We start from the raw sequence: 23,544 nt of genomic DNA on the forward strand, positions 1-23,544 counted from the left end.
CTAGCGCGCATCCTAAACCTTATGGGCTTGGTGCTCAATCCGTCAGCGTGTTGTAGTAGAGTTTAGCGCGCACCTGACCGGCCTTGACTTCGCGGTACAAAGACCAATGCTCCGGTACTGAAGGTGCTTCTTCATCACTGGCTGTTTCGATATAAAACCAGCGTGTTTGCCACCCGCTTACTATGGGTAGTAGGGGCTCGATTAGGTTTTGGCGGTAGGGTGGATCAATGAAGACGATATCCGCCGAGTCCGCAAAGTGGTCGATAAAGTCGGTGGCGTCAGTGCAGTGCACCTGGCTTTTTGCTGTGCCACCAAGGGTTTGCAGTTGTGTGTTTAAGTGGCGGCAGACCTGGCCTTGTTGGTCGATAAAGTGACAAAAGCGTGCGCCCCGCGATAAACACTCGAGACCCAAGGCGCCGGTTCCGGCAAACAGGTCGATACAGGTAGTGTCTACCAGCTCGCCTTGAAGCCAGTTAAATAGTGTTTCACGAATACGGTCTGGCGTCGGGCGAAGTCCCGGTGAATCGAACACCGGCACCTTGCGGCCGCGCCAGGCGCCACTGATCATGCGCACTGTCCCAGACTTTTGTGGTCGAGATGCTGCGCTTTGCTTCTGAGGTTTAGGCATCAATGGTAAACTCTGAGGTCGAACACCTAAGGTACCACAGAGCATGAAGTTATTCAGGCGTAAGAAGCCCGCAGCTACTGCACCCGAAATACACAACGAGGCCCTCGAGGCGGACGCGGGTCAAGCGGCGGAATCTACCGCAACACAACCACCGCAGGTAGAGCAGTCGGATACTATCGCTCCTGATAGGAGCGTTGAACCCCTTGCCGAGGTGACAACCGAATCGGCACCACCACCCGCGGAAAAAAGCGGATGGTACGCGCGTTTAAAACAGGGTTTAAGTCGAACTCGCGGTCAATTTTCGTCCGGTTTGGGCAATTTATTTCTGGGTCGAAAAGTTATCGATGCGGATCTTCTAGAGGACCTTGAAAGTACCTTGCTGATGGCAGACGTGGGTATCGAGGCAACGACTCATATCGTCGCACAGCTCACAGCCCAGGTATCGCGCAAAGAGCTCGCCGATGGTGACGCCTTGCTAAGAGCCTTAAAGCAAGCGCTTACTACCATGGTGGGTCCTTACGAAAAAGCTCTGCCGTTAGCTGCCACTGCCCCTACAGTCATTTTGATGGTAGGTGTGAATGGGGCCGGCAAAACCACGACCATTGGCAAGCTTGCACAGCGCTATAAGGCAGAGGGAAAGTCGGTCATGCTAGCGGCAGGCGATACCTTTAGAGCGGCCGCAGTAGAGCAGTTGCAGGTGTGGGGCGAGCGCAACAACATTCCCGTAGTGGCACAGCACACTGGAGCCGACAGTGCCTCGGTGATTTTTGATGCCCTGCAAGCGGCACAAGCGCGCGGAGTTGATGTCTTGATCGCCGATACAGCGGGCCGTTTGCACAACAAAGACAACCTGATGGAAGAGTTAAAAAAGGTTGTCCGGGTCATGAAAAAGTTAAACCCAGAGGCACCGCACGAAGTGATGCTGGTCTTAGACGCGACCATGGGTCAAAACGCTATTGCGCAAGCCCAGCACTTCAAGGCGGCGGTCGATGTGTCGGGTATTACGCTGACCAAACTTGATGGCACGGCCAAGGGCGGTGTGATTTTTGCCATCGCTCATAAATTGGGCATCCCGATTCGTTACATTGGTGTGGGTGAATCTTTAGAAGATTTGCGTCCTTTCGAAGCGGAGCCGTTTGTGAACGCCCTATTCGACGAGGCTAATGTGTGATCGAGTTTGACCGCGTCAGCAAGCGTTACGACAGTGGGCGCGATGCGTTACGTGAGTTAAGTCTTTTTGTTGAGCCCGAAGAACTTGTGTTTTTGACGGGGCATTCGGGCGCCGGTAAGTCCACTCTGCTTAAATTGATCATGATTATGGAGCGTCAAACGCGTGGCCGGGTCATCGTCAATGGTAAGGATTTGCAGTCCATCAAAGGTGGTGGCATTGCCAAGCACCGGCAAGATATTGGGGTCGTTTTCCAGGATCACCAACTGCTGTATGACCGCAGTGTCTACGACAACGTCGCCCTGCCTTTGCTGATAAGTGGGTTCGAGCATCGTGATATCGGTCGTCGGGTTCGGGCCGCATTAGATAAAGTGGGCTTGCTCGATAAAGAAAAATCCAACCCCGAAGCCCTGTCTGGCGGCGAGCAGCAACGTGTTGGAATTGCGCGCGCGGTGGCGTCTAGACCCAAAATACTCTTGGCCGATGAGCCCACGGGAAACCTGGACCCTGCCCTGTCGGCCGAAATTATGGCGCTGTTCAGGGCTTTCAGCCGAGCAGGCGTCACGGTATTAATTGCCACTCACGACTTGGCTTTAATTTCGCGGATGCAGCACCGTATTCTGACCCTGAAAGATGGCGCGCTGGTGACTGGGGGTGGTCGTGAGTAAGTCGGGCCGCACGGCAGTTCAGTCTGTAACAAAAGTGCCCTTTGCTCGACGCTTTGCGACCTGGCGCGGGCATCACCGTCTCGCTCGACATGATACCCTTGAGCGCTTGGGGCGCCACTGGGTGTCGACTTTGTTAACTGCCCTAGTAATGGGCGTGGTACTGAGCTTGCCTGCGGCGTTAAGTATGGGGGTTTTGACCCTAGATGCAGCACTCGCTGAAGTTGATCGAGGTGACTCCATCACGGTAATGACGCACGACTCCGTCTCGTTGGAACAAGCGAGTGCGCTATCTCAAGAGCTGGCGTCTCTCGCTTTGGTTGAGTCAGTCTCGGTTGTGTCAAAAGAACAAGCGCTGGAAGAATTGAGTCAGTGGTTGGGCTTAAGTCCCGAGGTCCTAACCTCGCTGGGTAACCCCTTGCCGCACTCAATTTCGTTAACCTTAAGCTCAACGCAAACTGCTGCGCTTCAAGCCTTTACCGAGCAGCTCGCAAGTAATCCTCTGGTCGCTGACGTATTGCTGGATATGGAGTGGCTGAGCCGGCTCCAGTCCATTGCCTTATTTGGTGAGCGTTTAATGTGGGCATTTGTGGCTATTGCTTTACTGGCCTGCCTACTGATCATTGGTAATACCGTTCGGCTTGCAGTGGAAAGTCGGCGACAAGAGATACTGGTGACCAAGCTTGTCGGGGCCAATAATGCCTATGTGATGCGGCCTTTCTTGTATACTGGCTTTGCTTACGGTGCCGCCGGAGGGCTGGTTGCGCTGTTAATTGCCTACAGCGTGAAGTACTGGTTGGGCGGTCCGATAGAAGCTTTAGCAAATTCCTATCAAGCGCCTTACTTTACTTTGCGTTTCCCCCTAAGCCTGGCGTTTGCTCTGCTGGTCACAGCTATTGTGCTGGGAATGGTCGGGGCCTGGGTGTCTGCACGGCGTCAACTGAAGCTTATTGAACCTCGATAACGCTCATCTAATCGTATTTTACTTGCGTAATAAGGGAACTTTTGCCAAATTAGCACTCTAAGGGTGAGAGTGCTAAACTTACAGGGCACAACGAGGAGAGATAATGTCTACCCAACTACAGCCTGTTGATCAAATGGTGCCTGGCGCCAATTTGGCCGCCTACATTCAGACCGTGAGCAGTATCCCGGTACTGTCGGTTGAGCGTGAGCGGGAATTGGCCGAGGATCTCTACTACAACGACAATTTAGAAGCGGCACGCCAATTGGTTATGTCGCACCTGCGCTTTGTGGTTCACATTGCACGTAGCTACTCAGGTTACGGTCTGGCTGAAGCCGATCTTATCCAAGAAGGTAACGTGGGTTTGATGAAAGCGGTAAAACGCTTTAATCCCGAAAAAGGTGTTCGTCTGGTGTCTTTTGCGGTGCACTGGATCAAAGCCGAAATGCACGAATTCATTTTACGTAACTGGCGTATCGTAAAAGTGGCCACCACCAAAGCACAGCGCAAATTGTTCTTTAATTTGCGGTCATCTAAAAAAGCCTTAGCGTGGTTGTCAGCCGAAGAAGCGCAAGCCGTCGCTGATGATTTGGGCGTTGATGTGCGCGAAGTAGCGACCATGGAAGCCCGCATGAGTTCGCGCGACGTGGCGTTTGATGCCCCAAGCGATAGCGACGACGATGACGTTTACGCGCCTCAGTATTACCTGGAAGATCATCGCGCTGACCCTGCTCAGCAAGTGGAGTCGACCAACTGGCAAGAAGATAGCGAGTCACGTTTGCACTACGCTTTAGAGCAGTTAGACGAGCGCAGTCGCGATATCTTAGCGCAGCGCTGGTTGAATGACGACAAAGCGACACTACACGATTTGGCAGCACAGTACGGCGTATCAGCAGAACGTATTCGTCAGCTTGAGCAAAATGCCATGCAAAAAGTGCGCAAGTTCATGGGTGAGCTGGTCGCGTAATTCTGATGTGGTTCTCTAAACCCGAGCGCACAATGCAAACTGCAGCGGCGCTCGGTGCCTTGGCGGTCATCGCTGGCGCCTTTGGTGGTCACGCTATTGATCGGTTTATGCCGCCGAGTGACGTTGCGGTGTATCAAACAGCCGTCAAATACCATTTTTGGCACGCATTAGCCTTATTGCTCATTGCCATTGCGCAATGGCGGGCACCCGCAAGCATTTGGCTGGCCCGTTCCGCTTTGCTGTTCACTGTGGGCTGTGTGTTATTTTCTGGAAGCTTATACACCTTAACGCTGATGAATTGGCGTTTTCTGGGTATCATTACGCCTTTTGGCGGTTTAGCCTTTATTTTGGCTTGGTTGTGCTTGATACCAGCTTCTAAGGAATTGATAAAGCATGAGTGAAAGCAGCTTTTCACGTCGTATTAAAAGTTATGTGATACGCGCAGGGCGCATGACCGAAGCTCAGCGCGAAGGTCTTGATGTGGGCTGGCCGCGTTTTGGTCTTTTAGCTGAAACCGGAACCTTAGATTACGACGCTGTATTCGAGCAGCGTGGCCCTGTTGTATTTGAAATTGGCTTTGGTATGGGACAATCGCTACTCGCTCAAGCTCTGGCCGAACCCGATCACCGATATGTTGGCGTAGAAGTTCACCGACCCGGAGTCGGTAAGTTGTTGCACGATGCCATGGAGGCGAAAGCCACCAATATTCGGGTCTACTGTCACGATGCGGTGGAAGTGTTAGAGCAATGTATTCCCGCCACAAGCCTAGACCGGGTGCAGGTATTTTTCCCCGATCCTTGGCACAAAAAAAAGCACCACAAGCGCCGCCTGATTCAGCCTGAATTTTTGAGCTTGCTCGCGCGTCACATGAAGCCCGGCGCTATGTTGCATTTGGCCACCGACTGGGAAAACTACGCCGAGCACATGCTTGAAGTATTAACCCCTCATCCTGATTTCAAAAACACGATGCCTGAGGCCGAGCCCTACGCGCCCCGCCCCGAGTCACGCCCTTTGACCAAATTCGAGAAGCGCGGCGAGCGTTTGGGGCATGGTGTTTGGGATTTGTTGTTCGAGCGGGTTTGAGCGACTATAAGCTTTAGCGGCGGTTGTTGAGCCTATCGCGCAGGTCACTAGTCGAGTTCTGTGCTGCAAATTGACTTCACCCTGAAAACTGATACCGTCTCAGTTACACAACAAACCAAGAGGTGGTGACCATGCAAGACATGAGTTTTGACGCTTTTTTTAGTCGGGGTATCGAGCGGACAAAGCCAAAATATTGGTCTTTATTGGGTAATTTCTGCCTGTTTGGTTTGGCTATCGTGGTCGCTGCGATCACTGTGATTGGCATTTTAATCATTCCCGCGTTAATCGCTGGCTTGATTCACTTTTTGTTAGCCAGCGCCCGAGGGCAAGAGCCAAAATTCGGCTCATCGTTTTCGGCGGGTTTCGCCGAGGGCATGTGGTGGAAGTCGTTGTTCTTGGTCATTGTTCTTATCGTAGGTCTTATGATCGGCTTTATGCTGTTGATCATTCCCGGCATCTACCTAAGCGTTGTTTGGTTTTACGCCTTTTATCTGCTGGTGGATAAAAAAATGGATATCTTCGAGACACTGCAGACGTCAAGAAAATTGATTCACCAGCAGGGTTTTTGGAAGATCTTTGGCGTTTTGCTTGTGATTAATATCGTGAACTCGGTGCTGAGTGCGATACCGCTTGTGAGCTTGGCGGCCTTGTTTCTGGTTCCGTTCATCATGATGATTTATGTCACGATGTACCAAAATGCCATCGACGAGGATTCTGACGACGAGGTCCCTGATCTTGAAGCCGAGCTTATTCCATAAAACTTTCGATGACGGAATTTAAAAAACGCCAGCCCAGCTCGGTGGTTTGAAGGTGTTCGCTGCCCTCAACCATTAGGCCTTGCGCCTGCAGTCTTCGCCAGGTGTTGTGCATACACTCTGGTGCTAAGCCGGTTGAGCGTTGGAATAAGGCTATTTCTACGCCCTCGCGCAAGCGTAAGGCGTTTAGCATAAATTCGCTGATTAATTGCTCTTCATCTAAAGAGCTCTCGACGGCTAGGCGAGAGGCGCGATCGCTGGCTTGTAAGTAGCTGTCCGGCATGCGTTGCTTAGCTGTTCGAATGACGTGATTGTTGTAGCTGATCTTGCCATGCGCTCCAGCACCAATCCCGAAGTAGTCGCCAAAGCGCCAGTAATTGATGTTGTGTCGGCATTCTTGCCCTGTGGTGGCAAAGGCCGAGACCTCATAGCGCTTCAGCCCAGATTGAGTTATGAAATGCTCGCCTTCATCGGCGATGTCGGCAATGGCATCATCGTCGGGTAGCGGCGGTCGCTGTTTATAGAATACCGTGTTGGGTTCTATTGTAAGTTGATACCACGACAGATGGCCGGTGTTGTAGCTTAGGCCTTGCTCTACATCCTGCAGCGCCTGTTTCAGGGTTTGGTCGGGCAGGCCATACATTAAATCAATATTGATGCGCTGAAAGCCCGCAGCTTGGGCTGCCTTTATGGCATGGTCGGCCTCGTCTCGGCTGTGAATACGGCCTAGCCGTTTGAGGTGCCCGCTGTTGAAAGACTGTATGCCAATGGATAGACGATTCACGCCTGCAGCGCGATAGCCGGAAAACTTTTCTTGCTCGGAGCTGCCGGGGTTGGCCTCCATCGTAATCTCGGTAGTGTCAGATAAAGGAGTTAGACGGTCGATGCCATCTAAGAGCCTAGCCATACTTTGCGCTGAAATTAAGCTCGGTGTGCCACCACCTATGAATAGGCTGTCGATGGGCCTTGCGCCGTAAGTTTCTAGGTCAGAGGTGTAATCGTTAATGAGCGCTGTAACCATTTCAGCTTCGGGGAGCGCCTGCCCGCTGACGTGCGAATTAAAGTCGCAGTAAGGGCACTTGCGCTCGCACCACGGAAAGTGAATGTATAAACCGGTGCCTGAGGGTGTTATCACAGTGCGCTTTGCAATTGATCGTGTAAGGCCTTGGCTGCGATACCGCGATGGCTGATACGATTCTTTTGGTCTTTAGGTAGCTCAGCGGCTGTGACCTCAAGCTCGCGGCAATAAAAAATCGGGTCATAGCCAAAGCCACCATCCCCTTTGGGTGTGGCGATAATCTCACCTTGCCAGCGACCTTGGGCGATGATGGGGTCAGGATCCTCGGCGTGTTTAACAAGCACCAGAGTACAGTGATAATGCGCGGGCCAGGGGCCTTCGCCGTGTTGCGCCAGTGTGGCAAGCAGGGCCTCTAGGTTTCCGTGGTCTGTGCCATCACCAAAACGCGCTGAGTAAATACCTGGTGCGCCACCCAGGCAATCGACGCATAAGCCCGAGTCATCGGCCAGCGCTCCAAGCCCCGTTTCCTGTGCGGCATGGCGTGCCTTAAGTAGTGCGTTTTCGACAAAGCTAAGACCTGTTTCATCGGCGCTGTCTAAATTGAACTCGCCTTGTGGAATGAGCTCAAAGCCAAGCGGATTTAATACCTCACTCAGCTCTTTGAGTTTGCCGGCGTTACCGCTTGCGAGTACCAGCTTATTCATGAATGTACATTTGATGTTCTAGGTGGTGCGAGTAGGTTCGGTCATCCCCTGCCGCTTGGAAGTCGATATAAAAATGGCGGAATTCTTCGTTAATAAATTTAAACGGGGCAATGTAATACACCGCGCCATCTTCACGAATTTCCCTGAATTTAAGTTCGTCTTTGCGAATCAAGTCGCTGGTGGTGCCGGACACATTCATGGCGCTGGGTTGTGTGCCATCGATGCCATCCTGATGTCTGCGGAGCGATAGCATCAAAATCCCGTGTCGCTTGCCTCGAGTGATTTGGTACTGGGCGGCAATTTTGGGGCTGAGAAAAGTCGTATTGACAAAGCTGTAGTGCAATTCGTACTCATCGAAGCGTTCCGACATTTGCGCATTGGCGTAGCTCGCGAATAGCAAGAGGCTAATGAATAAAGCTTTGAGTATAGGCATGACGACTACCGTGTAATTTTAAAAATTGCGGTGGTGGCAAACAGGTTCGGCCAGGTGCGCGCCAACCACGAGGTTTCACCGACCATTTCGCGGCGCTTAATTTTAAAGCCCTTCTGCCGGCACAGGGCTTCGAAGTCTTTTACGGTGCAAAAGTGGATGTTGGGGGTGTCGTACCAACTGTGCGGCATGAACTTTGAAACGGGCATGCGGCCGCGCGTGCTTAAGTGCACGCGGCAACGCCAATGCGCAAAGTTCGGAAAGGTCACGATGCCCTCGCGACCAATGCGCAGCATCTCATCCAAGACTTTATCGGGGTAGTGCAGTACCTGCAGCGCGTGCGCCATGACCACCACATCAAAACTTTGGTCGGGGAAGTTATCCAGCCCTTTGTCCATATTTTGCTCGACCACATCAATGCCCTTAGCTAGCGCTTGGGTGATGTTGTCCGGGTCGATTTCCAAACCCAAACCCTGCACCTTATGGGTGTCGCGAAGGTTGGCTAAAAACTCGCCGTCACCGCAGCCGAGGTCTAAGACTTTGGCTTCCTGAGGTATCCACTGCTTAATCTGAGTTAAATCGAGTCTCATAGCAGATCCTCTGCAATTCGTCCCAAATAAGCTCTCAGTACGTCGAGGTAGCGCGGGATTGGCATTAAAAAGGCATCGTGCCCTTCCGCTGCCTCGATTTCTGCATACGAAACGGGGCGGTTGGCAGCGATGAGCGCGTTCGTGATTTCGCGCGAACGCCTAGGTGAAAAGCGCCAATCTGTAGAGAAGCTCACCACCAAAAACTGTGCCTTGGTTGTCGCAAACGCTTTGACGGGGTCGCCATTAAAGTCTGCCGCGATGTCGAAGTAGTCAAGTGCGCGCGTCATAAGAATGTAGGTGTTGGCATCGAACGCCGTTGAAAACTGGCTGCCTTGGTAGCGCAGGTAGCTTTCGACCTGGAATTCGACTTCTTGATCGATGTTATGTTCGATACTGCCCGAACGAATATCGCGGCCGAATTTGTTGGCCATGGCGTCATCCGATAAATAGGTGACGTGGCCGACCATGCGCGCAAGGGCTAAGCCCTGCGACGGATTGGTCTCGCGCTCGCGATAATGCCCCGCACAAAAGTTGGGGTCAGATTGTATAGCTTGGCGTGCAATCTCATTAAAAGCGATATTTTGTGCCGATAAGTCCATCGCCGAGGCAATGATCAGACAATACCTAAGGCGTTCGGGGTACTGCACGCTCCACTGCATGGCCTGCATGCCACCCAAGCTTCCACCGATGACCGCCGCCCAGATATCAATGCCGAGGTGGTCCGCTAATGCTGCTTGGCTATTGACCCAATCGGAAACGCGAACTTGAGGGAAGTCGGGTCCCCACAGCTTACCTGTTTCTGAGTTGATCGACGTGGGTCCTGTCGAACCGTGGCAGCCGCCTAGGTTGTTTAAGCTAACAACGAAGTACACGTTGGTGTCGATGGGCTTACCGGGTCCAATGCATGTGTCCCACCAGCCGGGTTTGGTCTCGGATTCGCTATGATAGCCTGCCGCGTGGTGGTGCCCACTCAGTGCATGGCAAATTAAGATGGCATTGGTTCTTTGAGCGTTGAGTTCACCGTAGGTTTCGTAGACTAAGTCGAATTCGTTCAGTGTTTTGCCGCAGGCAAGCGCAAGCGGCGCATCAAAGTGCGCGGTTTGAGGACTGACAATGCCTACCGAGTTGTGTTCAGACATTTATAAGCCCATAACCAAAGCCGGATATAAGCCAACCGACGCGGCCAAGTTTCTGACGACGATCTCTAGAACATTAATACCGATAAAAACCAGTATGGGCGAAAAGTCTAATCCACCCATTGGAGGTAAGAGTTTGCGCACAGGCGCCATTACAGGTTCGGTGATTTGATACAGCAAATACACGGCTGGGTTGCTACCACCGGGGCTGATCCAGCTCAAAATAATGCTCGCCAGTAGCGCAAAAAAATAGATCTTAAGCAGTAAGCCCAAGATGCCGATTGCGCTCCACAAAAATAGGGTAACTGGGTTGGGACTAGCGATATTATTCAAAGCCAAAATCAACATAATTCCGGCCGCTTGAAGGGCTATTGCAAGGGTAAGTGACGCCGAGTCGAAGCGCCCAAACGGCCGCAAAAACCGCTGCAGTGGCCCAGCTAAGGGCTGCGTGGCCTTAAATACGAACTGGCTGATGGGGTTGTAAAAATCGGCGTTGGCCAACTGCATCACAAACCGCAACATGACCAGTAGTAGGTATAAGCCAAGCCCTGTTTGCAGAAGATAAACAACAATTTCGTTCATTGCGCCCATTAACGCCCCCTTGCAGCTTCTGCCGCCATTTCCTGTGCCCGTGCTACGGCGGCTTGCATGCCTGCCCTTAGCGTTTCGTCTAGGCCCGATGCTCTAAAGCTCGCTAGCGCCGCTTGAGTCGTGCCGCCAGGGCTCGTCACATTATTACGCAGCGTGGCTAAATCTGTCTCAGTCGATTGTACCAAGCGTGCCGCGCCAAGACAGGTTTGGACGGCAAGTGCTTTGGCGTCTTTGGGGTCAAGTCCCAGCTTTTCAGCTTCATCCACCATCGTCTCTAAGATGTAGAAAAAGTAAGCGGGTGCGCTGCCTGCAACGGCAATGACGGCATCGATTAATGATTCTTGTTCGACCCATACGGCAATGCCGCAGGCTTGAATGATCGTCTTGGCCAGTTCGCGTTGCGCATCGTTGACAAGGGAGTTCGCGAACAGCCCAGCGGCCCCCTCACCAATCGTTGAAGGTGTGTTGGGCATGGCGCGGACGATGGGGGTATCTGCCCCTAGCACCTCGGCGATTTGTTCTGTTAACACACCCGCAGCTACCGAGATCACCAGTGGTTTAGTGATGGAGCACGTAGCTTTAAGTTCTTGGGCAACGTCCAATAATTGCGCCGGCTTGACGCCTAAGATGAGCACATCCGCGAGCGCCGCCACTTCGGTATTTGAGGTCGAAGTCGTCAGCCCGCGATCCGCAAAGTAACCTAGTTTTTGTTCACTTCGGTTACTTACGGCAATGTGTTGAGGATTTACTCCGGCGCTCAACAGGCCGTCGATGATGGCGCGGTTCATGTTCCCCGCCCCAATAAACCCCAGCTTTGCTTGAATCAAGGTGATCTCCTGTATGTTTGCGCCTAAGTATACTTTGCTTGGGGTTTAACTGCGATTGCGCTCGCCGAAAATGTCGGTACCGATGCGCACCATCGTGCTGCCTGCAGCGATAGCGGCCTCTAGGTCTTGGCTCATACCCATCGACAATGTGTCCAGCTCAGGTATTGTGTGGCGGAGTGTGTTGAACAGCGTCACGACCTTCTCAAATGCGGCCGCTTGCTCAGCAGGGTCATCGCTGGGTTTGGGAATGGCCATTAGGCCTCTAAGTCGAATATTAGGTAAGGTAGCTATCGCGCTAGCAAGCTCAGGTGCCTGTTCGGCGCTTACACCGGACTTAGTGTCTTCGTTCGAAATATTTACCTGTAAACAAATGTTTACGGGGCCTAAATGTGCTGGGCGCTGATCGCTTAGACGTTGCGCAATTTTTAAACGATCTACACTGTGAACCCAGTCAAAGTGCTCGGCGATGGGGCGGGTTTTGTTCGACTGGATGGGGCCAATAAAGTGCCACGTTAGATCAAGCTCGTGTAGAGTTTCGATTTTATCCAGGGCTTCTTGTAGGTAATTTTCGCCAAAATGTTGAAGCCCACAAGCGGCTGCGGCTTCGATGGCTTCTGCGGGTTTTGTCTTGCTAACTGCGATCAGAGTGATCTCGTCAGAGCGACGTGAGGTCTGAGATGCGGCTCCCTCGATGCGAGTTAGCACTTTGCTAACCTGAGAAGCAATAGTTGCTTTGTTCATGCGCTAATACTACCTTAGAATGTACAGAGTGAAAGTCTACCTGAAATCAGTGTGGGCTGATGTAAGAATTCAAAGGGGAAACACCTTGGATATCACAGAATTGCTAGCCTTTAGCGCTAAGCAAAAAGCCTCTGACCTGCATCTATCGGCAGGTCTACCGCCCATGATTCGTGTTGACGGAGACGTGCGTCGTATTAACTTGCCTGCGCTTGATCACAAAGAAGTGCAAGAGCTTGTTTACGATATTATGAACGACAAGCAGCGCAAAGATTTCGAGGAGTTTTTAGAAACGGACTTCTCGTTTGAAGTCCCAGGCGTTGCGCGTTTTAGGGTCAACGCCTTTAACCAGAACCGGGGCTGCGGCGCGGTATTTAGAACCATTCCTTCCAAAGTGCTGACCATGGAAGACTTGGGGATGGGCAAGGTGTTTCGCGATATTTCTATGACGCCGCGCGGTCTGGTACTTGTCACCGGGCCCACAGGCTCGGGTAAATCGACTACCTTGGCCGCCATGATTGACTACATCAACGACAACAAATACGAGCACATCCTGACTATCGAAGACCCGATCGAGTTCGTACACGACAGCAAGAAATGCTTGGTCAACCAGCGTGAGGTACACCGTGATACTTTGGGTTTTGCCGAAGCTTTACGCTCGGCGTTACGCGAAGACCCCGACATTATTCTGGTGGGTGAGATGCGCGACCTCGAAACGATCCGTCTGGCTTTAACGGCAGCTGAGACGGGCCACTTAGTGTTTGGCACTTTGCACACCACATCGGCGGCCAAAACTATCGACCGTATCGTGGACGTATTCCCCGCGGCAGAAAAGTCTATGGTTCGTTCAATGCTGTCAGAATCGTTACAGGCGGTGATTTCGCAAACGCTACTAAAGCGCGCAGGCGGTGGGCGCGTAGCAGCACACGAAATTATGCGCGGTACGCCGGCCATTCGAAACCTCATTCGTGAGGACAAAATTGCACAGATGTATTCGGCCATTCAAACCGGTCAGGCCATCGGCATGCAAACTATGGATCAGTGTTTGATGGACTTAGTGGACGAACGCATTATTACCAAAGACATTGCTCGCGAAAAGGCACGTTCACCCGAGAACTTCTAGGGGCTCTGGGCGGTTTCAAAATAGCTTTGCAAAATAATCATGGCGGCTAGTGCGTCGATAGGCGTCTTTTTGTAATCGCCATCGTGCCCCAATTCTCTGGCTTGTTGTTTTGCTTCGAAGCTCGATAGGCGTTCGTCGGCCAGTGCCACTTTGACACCGAAACGGCCGTGAATACGGTTGGCGAATTTGCGGGCGCGAGCGGCCATGTCGCTGTCGGTGCCATCCATATTAGACGGTTCGCCTACAACCACAATGGCGGGGTGCCACTCTTCCAGTAAAGCGGCTAGTTGATCCCAGTTGGGTATGCCGTCTTGTGCTTTTAAAGTGCACAGAGGCTCAGCGGTTCGTAACGCCGCATTACCAACGGCTACCCCAATTTGGCGTAAGCCATAGTCAAAGCACAGAACTCGGCTCATCTTAGGCGTGACCGGCCCCGCTAGGCATAAGATTCATATCAAACCCAAGCTGTCCGGCCGCTGAACGCACTAGATCTGCAGAAGGTGTGCTAAATATCAAGGTGGGTGTTGCAGGTGCGGTCAGCCAGCTGTTCTCGAGTAGCTCCTGCTCGAGTTGGCCCGGCCCCCAGCCTGCATAGCCAAGTGCCAACACAAAATGTTCGGGGCCTCGTTCTTCGCCAATCGCGTGCATGACGTCAATGGAGGTGGTTAAGCCAACTTGGTCAGTGACGATCAGCGTGCTATCGAAGGTGCCGCGCTCGAGCGAATGCAAAATAAAGCCGTGCTCGGATTGCACTGGACCACCAGATAACACCGGCAGGCGTCCCACGCGGGGTGAGCAGGGGATGTCCAGTTGGCTAAGTACGTGCTCGAGCTCAAATTCCATGGGCTTATTCAAGGTAATACCCATGGCGCCATGCTCGTCGTGCTCGCACAAGTAAATCGCGCTGTGGCTAAAAAAGCCAGAGGATAAAGAGGGCATGGCAATTAGCAGTTGGTCTTTAAGACTGGTCGTATTCATAGCACCTCCTCAAATACCGTGGATCTTAAACAATAGCGACAATCACGGAACTTGACCAGAATTATTCAGCGATGGGTTTGAATTCCCAAGTGCGAATAATCTCGATCTGATCGGCTTTATCGCGCATAGCTGCGGGGAAAGGTGGATAAGGTGCTGCCAAGCGAACAATTTTGAGTACCGCCTGGTCTAGTACTGCGTGACCGGAGGACTGTATCACCTCGGTGTCTAACAGGCGGCCATCAAAGCCGATGGCAACCAGCACCCTGACATCTCCGTAAATGCCGTAGCGCCTAGAGCTCTCAGGGTAGTATTGGTTGCCGATAGTTTCGATGCGCTGGCGCCAAAGCCGCATATATTCCGCCTCGATACTGGCCTTGGCGGCTTGCGAGTGAATTCGCAATACTCTGGGTGCGCGGTTTAGGGCTAATTTGGTTTGGGCATATTCCAGCTGCAGCGCACTTAACCGTTCGCGTTGGCTTTGTGTTAAGGGGTCTTGGTTGGCGCCGTCTGCCGTGCCCGCACTGTTTTGCGGGCTCATTTGAAATTGCCCATTGCGGCTGTTGACCTGCGAGCTCAAGTTGCTGGCGGAATCGTCAACGGCTCTGCCTTTTTTGGCCTCAAAAGCTTGTTCTGCCGGGGGTAAAGAAGCGCCGCGGACGTCTTTTTCATCCCAATCGCCGCTGGCTTTTTGATTGGTTTGCGCCAGATGCGTAAACGCTTGTTCGTGACGAACTTGATTTACAGTCGACAGAGTGACGGCCAGCTGTTTGGTCGAGTTGTCTGTCGTTGGGGCCTGAAAGTTTAAGCCCAGGACCAAGGCGGCGTGAATGACCACAGCAAAAAAAGCGCACAGTACGATGTGATTGCTGCGGTCTGTCATTTTTAGGACCAGCCTTTTTCCTGAGCGATGACATCCATGAGCTGCCCTGCAACGTCGCAGCCGTAGGCGGCGTTAATTTCCCGAATACAGGTGGGGCTTGTCACGTTGATTTCAGTTAAGTAGTCGCCAATGACATCAAGACCCACAAACAGAAGACCTTTCTCGACCAATGTAGGGCCCACTTGCTCTGCAATCCAGCGATCGCGATCGCTCAAGGGCTGAGCTCGGCCCGAGCCGCCAGCAGCAAGGTTGCCACGGGTCTCCCCGCTTGAGGGAATCCGTGCCAAGCTGTAGGGCACGGGTTGGCCTTTGATCATTAGAATGCGTTTGTCGCCATCAACAATTTGGGGCAGGTAACGCTGCGCCATGATGGTCTGAGTACCGAATTTGGTGAGCGTTTCGAGGATTACATTGACGTTGGGGTCATCCTCTTTAACGCGAAAAATCGCGCTACCGCCCATGCCATCGAGTGGCTTGAAGATCACGTCGCCATGCGTCTTGTGAAATTCCTTTAAGCGCGCGTTGTCGGCGCTGACCAACAACTCGGGGCAGCACTGTGGAAACTGCGTCGCGAACATCTTCTCGTTGCAGTCGCGCAATGACTGGCAGCGATTCACAATCAGTGTGCCCAGTCGCTCGGCCATTTCAAGAATGTAAGTCGCGTAGATGTACTCGTTATTGAAGGGTGGATCCTTGCGCATCAAAACGACATCTACGGAGCTCAGTTCTTTGACCTGTGTCTCATCGAGTTCGTAGTAGTGGTTAGGGTCCTCAAACACTCGCAAGGGACGCATAGAGGCCATGGCCACACCGTTGACCACATGAAGGTCTGACGGCTCCATGTACCACAAATCCCAGCCGCGAGCACTTGCAGCCCAAAGCATGGCCAGCGAGCTATCTTTTTTGTAGGCGATCTCAGAGATCGGATCCATGACGATGCCAATGGCGGGCATAGTGATTCCTCGTGCTAGTCAATTATAAGAGTGTAAAGTCGCCGTAGCGTTGCTGTAAAACGCTAAGTGCAACCAAGGGTGCCGTTTCGGTTCGAAGTACCCGAGGGCCCAGCACCGTCGGTATAAATTTATGTTGAAGGGCAAGCTCGACCTCGGTCTCGCTCAAGCCACCCTCTGGCCCCACCAGGATAGCCACGCTTTGAGCCTCTGTTGGCGATTTTTCGGCGCTGGCACGGTGGTGCAGCACCCATTTTAGATCGGCGTTCACCTCGCTGATCCACTGACGAATACTTTGGATCGGCGCGATGCTGGGAATAACCGAGCGCCCACTCTGCTCACAGGCAGAGACGGCGACTTTTGACCAATGCTGCTGGCGTTTTTCGGCGCGCTCGGCATTGAGCTTAACGTCGCAGCGCTCGCTCGTCAGTGGATAAATTTCGTGGATGCCCAGCTCGGTTGCTTTTTGCACAACAAAATCCATGCGATCGCCCTTGGATACAACAATACCAAGCCTGCTGCGCAAAGAAGATTCAGTTGGGTTCGCTTTTGCGCTAAGCACACGTATAGTCGCAATACGCTTAGGGCTATCAAGCAACTCGCATTGGTAGTTGTTGCCGTCGCCATTGAACAGTTCGAGTGGAGCTCCCGTTTTTAGGCGCAAGACTTTCAACAAATGAAGGCTGGGGCCAGCCTCCAGTTGAATGTCGGTATTAGACTGTAACTCAGCCTCTGTGTAGATCCGATTAATCCGCAAAGTAACCTAAACGTTTGAGTTCCCGAACGATCGAAATGACCGGTTCCGCCTGGTTCATTGTATAGAAATGCAGGCCGGGCGCACCACCGTCTAAGAGTCTTTTGCACAAATCCAAGATAAAATCTTGGCCAAAGGCCTTAATGGCGTCTAGATCTTCGCCAAAGCCTGCCAGTTTTTTATCCAGCCAGCGTGGAATGTCTGCACCGCAGTTGCGAGAAAACCTCGCTAAGTTATCGTAGTTAGTGATTGGCATAATGCCCGGGTAAATCGGTTTGTCGATACCAATGCTCGAGCAGGTTTTTAAAAACTCAAAATAGGCATCAGCACTAAAAAAGTACTGAGTAATGGCCGCATTCGCCCCGGCATCGAACTTGCGCTTTAAGTTTTGCACGTCAGCGATGTAGGTTTTTGCCTCGGGGTGAATCTCGGGGTAGGCCGCGACTTCAATGGTAAAGTGCTGTGCTGTTTCTGCTCGGATGAAAGCGACCAGTTCGCTGGCATAGACCAGCTGCTGGCTGCCACCTGCGCCCGAGGGTAGGTCGCCCCGAAGCGCTACCAAACGGGAAATGCCCATGTCTTGATAGCGCTTTAGCAAAGCGCGCATGGTGTCTTCGCTGTCGGTACCGAAACTCAAGTGCGGCGCTACGGGCATGCCCGAGCGGTGAATATCCGCCACTGTGCCTACGGTGTTGTCGCGCGTTGACCCGCCCGCACCGTAGGTCACAGAGACATACTTCGGATTTGTGTCCGCCAGTTGAGGCAGTACTTGGGTAATGAGCTTCTCCCGCCCAGCATCGGTTTTGGGCGGGAAAAATTCGTAACTAAGCTGCTGAGTGCTCATTAGTACTTATAGGTCTCCGATTTGTAAGGGCCATCAACGCCTACGTGGATGTAGTCGGCTTGTTCTTGCGTTAATCGGGTGATCACGCCGCCAAATCCAGCGACCATGTGAGCCGCGACCTCTTCGTCGAGGTGCTTGGGTAGAACTTCAACGGTAATGGCTTGCGCGCGTAGTTCAGGCTCCAAGTTGGCAAATTTGCGCTCGTACAGGTAAATCTGTGCGAGAACTTGGTTGGCAAACGAGCCATCCATGATACGTGATGGGTGCCCTGTAGCGTTACCGAGGTTCACCAAGCGTCCTTCGGATAGCAGCAATAAGTGATCGTTGCTATCACGATCGCGGTACACCGTGTGCACCTGAGGCTTAACTTCTTCCCATTCCCAGTTGGCGCGCATGTAGGCCGTGTCGATTTCATTGTCGAAATGGCCAATGTTACATACGACAGCGCCGCTTTTGAGTGCGCGCAGCATCGCTGCGTTGCAGACGTTGTAGTTACCCGTCGCGGTGACCAGCAGGTCAACGTTGCCTAAAATATCGCGATCGATACAGGCGTCGGTGCCATCGTTGACGCCATTAACAAAAGGGCTGACCACTTCATAACCGTCCATGCAGGCTTGCATGGCGCAAATGGGGTCGACTTCAGTAACGCGCACGATCATGCCTTCTTGGCGTAGGGACTGTGCTGAGCCTTTACCCACATCACCATAGCCAATGACCAGTGCTTTCTTGCCAGCCAATAGGTGGTCGGTCGCGCGCTTCACCGCGTCGCTCAAGCTGTGACGACAGCCGTATTTGTTGTCGTTTTTTGCTTTTGTTACAGCGTCGTTGACGTTAATGGCCGGTACTTTCAAGGCGTCCGCTTTTAACATTTCCAGCAAGCGGTGCACGCCCGTCGTGGTCTCTTCGGTGATGCCGTGAACGTGGTCCAAAACTTGCGGGTATTTGTCGTGCAGAATACCCGTGAGGTCGCCGCCATCGTCTAAGATCATGTTGGCATTCCAGGGTTTGCCGTCTTTCAAGATGGTTTGCTCAATGCACCACTCGTACTCTTCCTCGGTTTCACCTTTCCATGCGAAAACAGGAATGCCAGCGGCGGCAATGGCTGCTGCTGCGTGATCTTGGGTTGAGAATATGTTGCACGATGACCAGCGAACTTCGGCGCCCAGTGCCACCAGAGTCTCGATGAGTACGCCGGTTTGAATGGTCATGTGAATGCAACCTAAGATTCTGGCTCCGGCCAATGGCTGGGTAGCGCGGTATTTTTCACGCATGGCCATTAAAGCTGGCATTTCGCCTTCAGCGATTTTCAGTTCTCTCCGGCCCCAATCGGCTAGGGAAATGTCGGCAACTTTGTAGTCATCAAAAGGTCGTAATTTTGTTACTGTGCTCATAGCGGCTCCTAATTAATCAGTGTCTTACAGTGCAGTTTTTAAAAGAGAAACTTTGTCGGTCTTTTCCCAAGTAAAATTGGGTTCTTCGCGTCCAAAATGGCCATAGCTGGCGGTTTGTCGATAGATTGGACGTTTGAGGTCGAGCATAGCGACTAGGCCACCCGCTCGAAGATCAAAATGTTCGCGTACCAACTCAGCGATGGCGGCGTCAGAGATTTTTCCGGTTCCGAAAGTGTTGATTGAAATTGACGTGGGTTCTGATACGCCGATTGCATAGCTGACTTGAATTTCACAGCGATCAGCAAGACCCGCTGCGACAATGTTCTTAGCCACATAGCGGCCAGCGTAGGCGGCCGAGCGGTCTACTTTTGAAGGGTCTTTGCCCGAGAAGGCCCCACCGCCATGGCGCGCCATACCACCGTAAGTGTCCACAATGATCTTGCGGCCCGTGAGGCCACAGTCACCCACAGGGCCGCCGATAATGAACTGGCCGGTGGGGTTGATGTGGTAGCGCGTGTCCTTATGCAGCCACTCGGTTGGAAGAACGGGTTGAATAATGTGCTCTAAGACCTTGGCTTGCAGTTCGGCTTGACTGATATCTTCATCGTGCTGGGTCGACAGTACAACTGCATCGATAGCCACAGGCAGACCTTTATCGTCGTAGCGCAGCGTCACTTGGCTCTTAGCGTCGGGACGCAACCACTCGAGCTGGCCGCTCTTGCGGAGCTGCGCTTGACGCTCGACTAGGCGGTGAGCGTAATAAATCGGCGCTGGCATTAAGGTGTCCGTTTCGTTGGTGGCGTAACCGAACATTAAGCCTTGGTCGCCCGCGCCTTGCTCTTTGTTGTCGGCTTCGTCGACACCCATCGCAATATCGCCTGACTGCTTGCCAATGGCGTTCAATACGGCACACGAGGCACCATCAAATCCGACTTTTGAGCTGTTGTAACCGATATCTAAGATGACATCGCGCACGATGTCTTCAAGATCGACGTAGGTTGCTGTGCGAACTTCGCCGGCGATGACCACCATGCCGGTTTTGACTAAGGTCTCGACCGCTACTCGAGAGTTTGGGTCGTCCTTTAGCATGGCATCCAAGATGGCATCGGAAATTTGGTCGGCCATTTTGTCGGGGTGACCTTCCGATACAGATTCCGAGGTAAATATTTGATATTCGCTCATAGTGTTTCCTACTGTAGGCGTTGAAATTGTCGAATTTGAATTTGAAAGCCATTGCGCTGGGCCAGCAGTGTTTGACTGCGCTCCGATAAGCCAGCGGCGCGAGCCCAGGCGGTGAGCTCTTCAGGCTCAAAGCCCAGCCATAGGTCTCCGCAGGCGCGGTGCGCCCATGTTTGCTCGTGTCGACACAGCTCGGTAATGGTTAATATGCCTTGCGGTGCCAAAAATTTTGCGGCGTCTAAAAATATTTCGCTGGGCGCCGGCACATGGTGCAACACCATATTGATCACTGCGCAATCAATGCTGTGCTTGGTAATCGCAGCTGACGCTGTGTCGGCGTGTAAAAACTCGATATTCTGCAGTTGCTGCGACTCGCAAAGTCGCTTGGCTTTGCTCAGCATTTCGGCGCTGGTGTCCAAGGCAGTCACTTCGGAGAAACGCTGGCTTAGCTCTTGCAGAAAGGCGCCGTCGCCAGGGCCTATTTCGAGGGCTGTTTCGCGCCTGGCAAATAAAGTGTCGTCTAGGAGCTGAGCTAGGGCGTCGCCGTAGTGATAATGATCGGCAATAAGATCTTGTTCGTCGCGAAACTTTTCGGCGTTGCACTGAAAGAACGTTACCGAAGCGTCGGCGCGCGCTTGATAGACCTGCTTCACACGCTCTAGTGTCTCGGATGCAAGTTGGGTGCTGGCCGCCTCAGCCAATATGGCCGCACGCAGGGCGTCTAGGGGCGATCTACCCGTCGCCAAAGTTTGGCGGTAAAAAATGGAATTGCCTTCGCGCCGAGTGGCCACAAGTTCGGCCTGAGCTAGCACCTTTAGATGGTGGCTGAGGGCCGATTGGCGAACGCCCAAAATTTCGACCAGCTCACCGACGCTAAACGAGTTTTTGTGCAGCAAGCTTAGGACTTGTACTCGCAGAGTATCGGCGCCTGCTTTACAGACGGCCGCCAAGGCGTCGGCCGAGGCGTGATGCGGCTGATTGGGTGTTGCGAATAAAGGTGTGACTGTTTTCATGCGTGCATGATAAGGCACTTGCACATCTATATCAAAAAATTTTGATATAGATGTGCATAATCCACTTGAATAGCTGTTAAAAGGTCTGTTTATTTGCCCTAGGAAGGCTGATAAGAGAGAATACGCGCCAGTTTGAGCCCACCGTTTATTTGATCGTTTGGAGAACACCATGGTTTCCCGTAATGAACTCGCTAATGCCATTCGCGCGCTGTCTATGGACGCCGTGCAAAAGGCGAAATCTGGCCACCCAGGCGCCCCGATGGGTATGGCCGATATTGCGGAGGTGCTGTGGAATGATTTCTTAAGCCACAATCCAGCAGATCCTTCGTGGCCCAACCGCGATCGGTTTGTCTTGTCGAACGGTCACGGCTCGATGTTGATCTACTCTTTGCTGCATTTGAGCGGCTACGATTTGCCGATTGAAGAGTTGCAGCAGTTCCGTCAGTTACACAGCAAAACGCCTGGCCATCCAGAATACGGCTACACCCCCGGTGTCGAGACCACAACGGGTCCTTTGGGTCAAGGTATTGCTAATGCTGTGGGCATGGCCTTGGCCGAGAAAGTCCTAGCTGCTCAGTTTAATCGCCCCAATTTTGATGTGGTTGATCACTACACCTATACCTTTTTAGGCGACGGGTGCCTCATGGAGGGTATCTCGCATGAGGTGTGTTCGTTGGCGGGTACTTTGGGTCTCGGGAAACTAATTGCCATTTACGATGACAACGGTATTTCGATCGATGGTGAGGTTGAAGGTTGGTTTACTGATAACACGCCCGAGCGTTTCCGAGCCTATGGTTGGCAGGTTATTGAGGCCGTTGATGGCCATGACCCCGAGCAGATTAAGCAGGCAATTGCGACGGCGCGCGCCGAGACGAGTAAGCCAACGCTTATTTGTGCACGCACGATTATCGGTAAAGGTGCACCAAACAAGCAGGGAACCGAGTCATGTCACGGTGCGCCTTTAGGTGAGGATGAAATTGCAGCCACCCGCGAAGCACTCGGTTGGACGCACGCGCCTTTCGTAATCCCTGACGAGGTCTACGCAGGCTGGAATGCGCGAGCGCGCGGTGAGCAATCGCAGTCGCAATGGGAAGCTTTGCTGGCGGACTACCAAACACAGTACCCAACAGAGGGTGCCGAATTAGCGCGTCGTTTAGCCGGTGATCTACCCGCTGACTTTGCCGCAGCCGCTGATGCTTACATTGCGCAATGCCAGGCTGAAAGCGCGACGATTGCATCGCGCAAGGCCTCACAAAATGCGATTGAGGCCTACGCAAAAGCCCTGCCTGAATTGTTGGGAGGGTCGGCTGATCTCGCGGGGTCAAACCTAACGTTGTGGTCTGGCTCTGTCGGCGTAGAGGCCCAGGCGGCCGGTGGGAACTACGTGTATTACGGCGTGCGCGAGTTTGGTATGTCAGCCATGATGAACGGTATTGCGTTGCACGGAGGCTTTATTCCTTATGGCGCTACCTTCTTGATCTTTATGGAATACGCACGCAACGCAGTGCGTATGGCTGCGCTGATGGGTCAGCAAAGCATTTTCGTCTACACCCACGACTCTATTGGTTTAGGTGAAGATGGACCGACACACCAGCCTGTCGAGCAACTGGCCTCCTTACGCGGCACGCCCAACATGGTGACGTGGCGTCCTTGCGATGCGGTGGAGTCTGCGGTTGCCTGGAAGCAGGCCATTGTGCGCCAAGACGGCCCAAGTGCTCTGGTTTTCTCGCGTCAGAACTTGCCACATCAAGCGCGTGATGCGCAGACGTTGGCGAACGTTGAGCGCGGCGGGTACATCCTGCGGGACTGCGAAGGCACCCCTGAGCTTATCTTCATCGCGACCGGTTCTGAAGTCGCTCTGGCCCAGGAAGCTGCGGCCGAATTTGCCGCGCAAGGTCGTGCGGTGCGCGTTGTATCGATGCCCAGCCCCGAACAGTTTGAAGCGCAAGATGCAGAGTATCGCGAGTCGGTATTACCCAGCGACGTCTTTGCTCGGGTTGCAATCGAGGCCCTACACCAAGACTTCTGGTACAAATACGTTGGTTTAGACGGCCGTATTATCGGCATGAACAGTTTTGGCGAGTCGGCACCTGCAGGTGCTCTATTTGAGCATTTCGATATCACGGTGGGTGCGGTATTAGCGGCAGCCGAGGAACTGCTCGGCTGAGTTT

General features: G+C 52.9%; 27 protein-coding genes. 9 read left to right on the forward strand and 18 right to left on the reverse strand.

Features of this window, described 5'->3' with window-relative positions:
- Window positions 1–34: 34 nt before the first annotated feature.
- A complete protein-coding gene (gene rsmD / locus ACTF5Z_RS01125) occupies window positions 35–673 on the reverse strand; it encodes a 16S rRNA (guanine(966)-N(2))-methyltransferase RsmD (RefSeq protein WP_438984169.1) in 639 nt (212 codons plus the stop codon).
- Here rsmD and ftsY point away from each other — a divergent pair.
- From ftsY to ACTF5Z_RS01160, 7 genes are all read left to right on the forward strand, one after another.
- Window positions 672–1,799 carry a signal recognition particle-docking protein FtsY gene (ftsY, locus tag ACTF5Z_RS01130; protein ID WP_438984170.1) on the forward strand — a complete coding sequence of 376 codons (1,128 nt, stop codon included), beginning with the start codon at window positions 672–674 and terminating at the stop codon, window positions 1,797–1,799. The two genes, rsmD and ftsY, sit on opposite strands and share 2 nt — an antisense overlap.
- Window positions 1,796–2,464, forward strand: coding sequence for a cell division ATP-binding protein FtsE (gene ftsE, locus ACTF5Z_RS01135; protein WP_009576364.1), 669 nt, complete (start codon window positions 1,796–1,798; stop codon window positions 2,462–2,464). The genes ftsY and ftsE overlap by 4 nt, the downstream gene beginning before the upstream one ends.
- Window positions 2,457–3,425 carry a cell division protein FtsX gene (locus ACTF5Z_RS01140; RefSeq protein ID WP_438984171.1) on the forward strand — a complete coding sequence of 323 codons (969 nt, stop codon included), beginning with the start codon at window positions 2,457–2,459 and terminating at the stop codon, window positions 3,423–3,425. Before ftsE ends, ACTF5Z_RS01140 begins: the two co-directional genes overlap by 8 nt.
- Before the next feature lie 103 nt (window positions 3,426–3,528).
- Window positions 3,529–4,389, forward strand: coding sequence for an RNA polymerase sigma factor RpoH (rpoH, locus tag ACTF5Z_RS01145; protein ID WP_423848587.1), 861 nt, complete (start codon window positions 3,529–3,531; stop codon window positions 4,387–4,389).
- A gap of 32 nt (window positions 4,390–4,421) precedes the next feature.
- Window positions 4,422–4,790: a DUF423 domain-containing protein gene (locus ACTF5Z_RS01150; RefSeq protein ID WP_423848588.1), complete on the forward strand. Its 369-nt coding sequence runs from the start codon at window positions 4,422–4,424 to the stop codon at window positions 4,788–4,790.
- Complete coding sequence (gene trmB / locus ACTF5Z_RS01155) at window positions 4,783–5,472, forward strand: tRNA (guanosine(46)-N7)-methyltransferase TrmB (protein WP_438984172.1); 690 nt, start codon at window positions 4,783–4,785, stop codon at window positions 5,470–5,472. Before ACTF5Z_RS01150 ends, trmB begins: the two co-directional genes overlap by 8 nt.
- Before the next feature lie 131 nt (window positions 5,473–5,603).
- Window positions 5,604–6,230, forward strand: coding sequence for a hypothetical protein (locus tag ACTF5Z_RS01160; protein ID WP_438984173.1), 627 nt, complete (start codon window positions 5,604–5,606; stop codon window positions 6,228–6,230).
- Here ACTF5Z_RS01160 and hemW read toward each other — a convergent pair.
- The 8 genes from hemW to ACTF5Z_RS01200 are packed head-to-tail and all read right to left on the reverse strand — an operon-like array spanning window position 6,220 to window position 12,264.
- Window positions 6,220–7,362 carry a radical SAM family heme chaperone HemW gene (gene hemW / locus ACTF5Z_RS01165; RefSeq protein WP_438984174.1) on the reverse strand — a complete coding sequence of 381 codons (1,143 nt, stop codon included), beginning with the start codon at window positions 7,360–7,362 and terminating at the stop codon, window positions 6,220–6,222. The genes ACTF5Z_RS01160 and hemW overlap by 11 nt on opposite strands.
- Window positions 7,359–7,949 (reverse strand): RdgB/HAM1 family non-canonical purine NTP pyrophosphatase, encoded by a 591-nt coding sequence (rdgB, locus tag ACTF5Z_RS01170; protein ID WP_438984175.1) that lies wholly within the window; start codon window positions 7,947–7,949, stop codon window positions 7,359–7,361. Before rdgB ends, hemW begins: the two co-directional genes overlap by 4 nt.
- Window positions 7,942–8,382, reverse strand: coding sequence for a DUF4426 domain-containing protein (locus ACTF5Z_RS01175; protein ID WP_423848594.1), 441 nt, complete (start codon window positions 8,380–8,382; stop codon window positions 7,942–7,944). The genes rdgB and ACTF5Z_RS01175 overlap by 8 nt, the downstream gene beginning before the upstream one ends.
- A 5-nt stretch (window positions 8,383–8,387) precedes the next feature.
- Window positions 8,388–8,969 carry a methionine biosynthesis protein MetW gene (gene metW / locus ACTF5Z_RS01180; RefSeq protein WP_423848595.1) on the reverse strand — a complete coding sequence of 194 codons (582 nt, stop codon included), beginning with the start codon at window positions 8,967–8,969 and terminating at the stop codon, window positions 8,388–8,390.
- Complete coding sequence (gene metX / locus ACTF5Z_RS01185; RefSeq protein WP_438984176.1) at window positions 8,966–10,108, reverse strand: homoserine O-succinyltransferase MetX; 1,143 nt, start codon at window positions 10,106–10,108, stop codon at window positions 8,966–8,968. Before metX ends, metW begins: the two co-directional genes overlap by 4 nt.
- Entirely contained in the window at window positions 10,109–10,696 is a 588-nt protein-coding gene (locus tag ACTF5Z_RS01190; protein WP_438984177.1) for a YggT family protein, read from the reverse strand.
- The gene (proC, locus tag ACTF5Z_RS01195) at window positions 10,696–11,523 is read right to left on the reverse strand and encodes a pyrroline-5-carboxylate reductase (protein WP_438984178.1); all 828 of its coding nucleotides are present in this window, start codon (window positions 11,521–11,523) and stop codon (window positions 10,696–10,698) included. Before proC ends, ACTF5Z_RS01190 begins: the two co-directional genes overlap by 1 nt.
- A gap of 45 nt (window positions 11,524–11,568) precedes the next feature.
- Complete coding sequence (locus ACTF5Z_RS01200; RefSeq protein WP_438984179.1) at window positions 11,569–12,264, reverse strand: YggS family pyridoxal phosphate-dependent enzyme; 696 nt, start codon at window positions 12,262–12,264, stop codon at window positions 11,569–11,571.
- Window positions 12,265–12,349: 85 nt separating this feature from the next.
- Here ACTF5Z_RS01200 and ACTF5Z_RS01205 point away from each other — a divergent pair, with 85 nt between their 5' ends.
- Window positions 12,350–13,384 carry a type IV pilus twitching motility protein PilT gene (locus ACTF5Z_RS01205; RefSeq protein WP_009576350.1) on the forward strand — a complete coding sequence of 345 codons (1,035 nt, stop codon included), beginning with the start codon at window positions 12,350–12,352 and terminating at the stop codon, window positions 13,382–13,384.
- Here ACTF5Z_RS01205 and ruvX read toward each other — a convergent pair.
- The 9 genes from ruvX to ACTF5Z_RS01250 all read right to left on the reverse strand — a co-directional run bounded on the left by ruvX (window position 13,381) and on the right by ACTF5Z_RS01250 (window position 21,373).
- Window positions 13,381–13,800 carry a Holliday junction resolvase RuvX gene (gene ruvX / locus ACTF5Z_RS01210; protein WP_438984180.1) on the reverse strand — a complete coding sequence of 140 codons (420 nt, stop codon included), beginning with the start codon at window positions 13,798–13,800 and terminating at the stop codon, window positions 13,381–13,383. The genes ACTF5Z_RS01205 and ruvX overlap by 4 nt on opposite strands.
- Window position 13,801: 1 nt before the next feature.
- On the reverse strand, window positions 13,802–14,362 hold the full coding sequence (locus ACTF5Z_RS01215; protein WP_438984181.1) for a YqgE/AlgH family protein: 561 nt from the start codon (window positions 14,360–14,362) through the stop codon (window positions 13,802–13,804).
- Window positions 14,363–14,423: 61 nt separating this feature from the next.
- Window positions 14,424–15,242 (reverse strand): energy transducer TonB, encoded by an 819-nt coding sequence (locus ACTF5Z_RS01220; RefSeq protein WP_438984182.1) that lies wholly within the window; start codon window positions 15,240–15,242, stop codon window positions 14,424–14,426.
- Between the two features lie 2 nt (window positions 15,243–15,244).
- Window positions 15,245–16,195 carry a glutathione synthase gene (gene gshB, locus ACTF5Z_RS01225; protein ID WP_438984183.1) on the reverse strand — a complete coding sequence of 317 codons (951 nt, stop codon included), beginning with the start codon at window positions 16,193–16,195 and terminating at the stop codon, window positions 15,245–15,247.
- Window positions 16,196–16,217: 22 nt separating this feature from the next.
- On the reverse strand, window positions 16,218–16,949 hold the full coding sequence (locus ACTF5Z_RS01230; protein ID WP_438984184.1) for a 16S rRNA (uracil(1498)-N(3))-methyltransferase: 732 nt from the start codon (window positions 16,947–16,949) through the stop codon (window positions 16,218–16,220).
- Window positions 16,939–17,790 carry a methylenetetrahydrofolate reductase [NAD(P)H] gene (gene metF, locus ACTF5Z_RS01235; protein WP_438984185.1) on the reverse strand — a complete coding sequence of 284 codons (852 nt, stop codon included), beginning with the start codon at window positions 17,788–17,790 and terminating at the stop codon, window positions 16,939–16,941. The genes ACTF5Z_RS01230 and metF overlap by 11 nt, the downstream gene beginning before the upstream one ends.
- Window positions 17,790–19,181, reverse strand: coding sequence for an adenosylhomocysteinase (ahcY, locus tag ACTF5Z_RS01240; protein ID WP_438984186.1), 1,392 nt, complete (start codon window positions 19,179–19,181; stop codon window positions 17,790–17,792). The genes metF and ahcY overlap by 1 nt, the downstream gene beginning before the upstream one ends.
- Window positions 19,182–19,205: 24 nt before the next feature.
- On the reverse strand, window positions 19,206–20,363 hold the full coding sequence (gene metK, locus ACTF5Z_RS01245) for a methionine adenosyltransferase (RefSeq protein ID WP_423848607.1): 1,158 nt from the start codon (window positions 20,361–20,363) through the stop codon (window positions 19,206–19,208).
- Window positions 20,364–20,371: 8 nt separating this feature from the next.
- Window positions 20,372–21,373 carry an ArsR/SmtB family transcription factor gene (locus ACTF5Z_RS01250; protein ID WP_438984187.1) on the reverse strand — a complete coding sequence of 334 codons (1,002 nt, stop codon included), beginning with the start codon at window positions 21,371–21,373 and terminating at the stop codon, window positions 20,372–20,374.
- A gap of 169 nt (window positions 21,374–21,542) precedes the next feature.
- Here ACTF5Z_RS01250 and tkt point away from each other — a divergent pair, with 169 nt between their 5' ends.
- Complete coding sequence (gene tkt, locus ACTF5Z_RS01255; protein ID WP_438984188.1) at window positions 21,543–23,540, forward strand: transketolase; 1,998 nt, start codon at window positions 21,543–21,545, stop codon at window positions 23,538–23,540.
- The last annotated feature ends 4 nt before the right edge of the window (window positions 23,541–23,544 follow it).

Origin of the sequence: Aequoribacter sp. (assembly GCF_965659035.1) — a bacterium.
Lineage (GTDB): Bacteria > Pseudomonadota > Gammaproteobacteria > Pseudomonadales > Halieaceae > Aequoribacter.

What these genes read in the sequence shown, in the direction of transcription:
- ftsY (WP_438984170.1), top strand. Translation starts at nt 672, where the DNA reads ATGAAGTTATTCAGGCGTAAGAAGCCCGCAGCTACTGCACCCGAAATA.
- rsmD (WP_438984169.1), bottom strand. Translation starts at nt 673, where the DNA reads ATGCTCTGTGGTACCTTAGGTGTTCGACCTCAGAGTTTACCATTGATG.
- rpoH (WP_423848587.1), top strand. Translation starts at nt 3,529, where the DNA reads ATGTCTACCCAACTACAGCCTGTTGATCAAATGGTGCCTGGCGCCAAT.
- ACTF5Z_RS01150 (WP_423848588.1), top strand. Translation starts at nt 4,422, where the DNA reads ATGCAAACTGCAGCGGCGCTCGGTGCCTTGGCGGTCATCGCTGGCGCC.
- trmB (WP_438984172.1), top strand. Translation starts at nt 4,783, where the DNA reads ATGAGTGAAAGCAGCTTTTCACGTCGTATTAAAAGTTATGTGATACGC.
- ACTF5Z_RS01160 (WP_438984173.1), top strand. Translation starts at nt 5,604, where the DNA reads ATGCAAGACATGAGTTTTGACGCTTTTTTTAGTCGGGGTATCGAGCGG.
- rdgB (WP_438984175.1), bottom strand. Translation starts at nt 7,949, where the DNA reads ATGAATAAGCTGGTACTCGCAAGCGGTAACGCCGGCAAACTCAAAGAG.
- ACTF5Z_RS01175 (WP_423848594.1), bottom strand. Translation starts at nt 8,382, where the DNA reads ATGCCTATACTCAAAGCTTTATTCATTAGCCTCTTGCTATTCGCGAGC.
- metW (WP_423848595.1), bottom strand. Translation starts at nt 8,969, where the DNA reads ATGAGACTCGATTTAACTCAGATTAAGCAGTGGATACCTCAGGAAGCC.
- metX (WP_438984176.1), bottom strand. Translation starts at nt 10,108, where the DNA reads ATGTCTGAACACAACTCGGTAGGCATTGTCAGTCCTCAAACCGCGCAC.
- ACTF5Z_RS01190 (WP_438984177.1), bottom strand. Translation starts at nt 10,696, where the DNA reads ATGGGCGCAATGAACGAAATTGTTGTTTATCTTCTGCAAACAGGGCTT.
- ACTF5Z_RS01200 (WP_438984179.1), bottom strand. Translation starts at nt 12,264, where the DNA reads ATGAACAAAGCAACTATTGCTTCTCAGGTTAGCAAAGTGCTAACTCGC.
- ruvX (WP_438984180.1), bottom strand. Translation starts at nt 13,800, where the DNA reads ATGAGCCGAGTTCTGTGCTTTGACTATGGCTTACGCCAAATTGGGGTA.
- ACTF5Z_RS01215 (WP_438984181.1), bottom strand. Translation starts at nt 14,362, where the DNA reads ATGAATACGACCAGTCTTAAAGACCAACTGCTAATTGCCATGCCCTCT.
- ACTF5Z_RS01220 (WP_438984182.1), bottom strand. Translation starts at nt 15,242, where the DNA reads ATGACAGACCGCAGCAATCACATCGTACTGTGCGCTTTTTTTGCTGTG.
- gshB (WP_438984183.1), bottom strand. Translation starts at nt 16,195, where the DNA reads ATGCCCGCCATTGGCATCGTCATGGATCCGATCTCTGAGATCGCCTAC.
- metF (WP_438984185.1), bottom strand. Translation starts at nt 17,790, where the DNA reads ATGAGCACTCAGCAGCTTAGTTACGAATTTTTCCCGCCCAAAACCGAT.
- ahcY (WP_438984186.1), bottom strand. Translation starts at nt 19,181, where the DNA reads ATGAGCACAGTAACAAAATTACGACCTTTTGATGACTACAAAGTTGCC.
- metK (WP_423848607.1), bottom strand. Translation starts at nt 20,363, where the DNA reads ATGAGCGAATATCAAATATTTACCTCGGAATCTGTATCGGAAGGTCAC.
- ACTF5Z_RS01250 (WP_438984187.1), bottom strand. Translation starts at nt 21,373, where the DNA reads ATGAAAACAGTCACACCTTTATTCGCAACACCCAATCAGCCGCATCAC.
- tkt (WP_438984188.1), top strand. Translation starts at nt 21,543, where the DNA reads ATGGTTTCCCGTAATGAACTCGCTAATGCCATTCGCGCGCTGTCTATG.